Source organism: Pseudoalteromonas sp. SR45-1 (assembly GCF_014163655.1).
GTDB lineage: Bacteria > Pseudomonadota > Gammaproteobacteria > Enterobacterales > Alteromonadaceae > Pseudoalteromonas > Pseudoalteromonas distincta.
The window spans coordinates 3,835-5,249 of the sequence record NZ_JACJDR010000033.1; the positions used below are offsets into that span (position 1 = coordinate 3,835).

Here is a 1,415-nt window from a genome sequence, read left to right on the forward strand (position 1 = left end):
GGTGATGAAGTTGTTGATGCCATACTTCCAGGAAAAGCCTCTAAGCTTCAGATTATATGGAATCGTACCCCAAACCGACACAGGTGGTCAGGTAGAGAATACTAAGGCGCTTGAGAGAACTCGGGTGAAGGAACTAGGCAAAATCGTACCGTAACTTCGGGAGAAGGTACGCTCCTATCTGTGATGAGACTTGCTCTCTAAGCGGACGGGAGCCGCAGTGACCAGGTGGCTGGGACTGTTTATTAAAAACACAGCACTGTGCAAAATCGCAAGATGACGTATACGGTGTGACACCTGCCCGGTGCCGGAAGGTTAATTGATGGGGTTATCCTTAGGGAGAAGCTCTTGATCGAAGCCCCGGTAAACGGCGGCCGTAACTATAACGGTCCTAAGGTAGCGAAATTCCTTGTCGGGTAAGTTCCGACCTGCACGAATGGTGTAACCATGGCCACGCTGTCTCCACCCGAGACTCAGTGAAATTGAAATCGCAGTGAAGATGCTGTGTACCCGCGGCTAGACGGAAAGACCCCGTGAACCTTTACTACAGCTTGGCACTGAACATTGAACCTACATGTGTAGGATAGGTGGGAGACTTTGAAGCAGCGACGCTAGTTGTTGTGGAGTCAACCTTGAAATACCACCCTTGTAGTTTTGATGTTCTAACGTTGGCCCCTGAATCGGGGTTACGGACAGTGCCTGGTGGGTAGTTTGACTGGGGCGGTCTCCTCCTAAAGAGTAACGGAGGAGCACGAAGGTTGGCTAAGTACGGTCGGACATCGTACGGTTAGTGTAATGGTAGAAGCCAGCTTAACTGCGAGACAGACACGTCGAGCAGGTACGAAAGTAGGTCATAGTGATCCGGTGGTTCTGAATGGAAGGGCCATCGCTCAACGGATAAAAGGTACTCCGGGGATAACAGGCTGATACCGCCCAAGAGTTCATATCGACGGCGGTGTTTGGCACCTCGATGTCGGCTCATCACATCCTGGGGCTGAAGTCGGTCCCAAGGGTATGGCTGTTCGCCATTTAAAGTGGTACGCGAGCTGGGTTTAGAACGTCGTGAGACAGTTCGGTCCCTATCTGCCGTGGGCGTTTGAGAATTGAGAGGGGTTGCTCCTAGTACGAGAGGACCGGAGTGAACGAACCGCTGGTGTTCGGGTTGTCATGCCAATGGCATTGCCCGGTAGCTACGTTCGGAACTGATAAGCGCTGAAAGCATCTAAGCGCGAAGCAGGCCTCGAGATGAGTTCTCACTAGACTTTTAAAGTCTCTGAAGGGCCGTTGAAGACTACAACGTTGATAGGCAAGATGTGGAAGTGGTGTGAGCCATTAAGCTAACTTGTACTAATTACCCGTGAGGCTTAACCATACAACGCCAAACGCGTTTTATGCGACAGTTTGACAGAAGTTAATAT

The 1,415-nt window shown here is 50.9% G+C and carries 1 rRNA gene (running past one end of the window); it reads left to right on the forward strand.

Going from position 1 to position 1,415, the window contains the following annotated elements:
- Positions 1-1,369: ribosomal RNA gene (locus H5089_RS20190) — 23S ribosomal RNA — on the forward strand; it begins 1,566 nt to the left of the window's first position.
- The last annotated feature ends 46 nt before the right edge of the window (positions 1,370-1,415 follow it).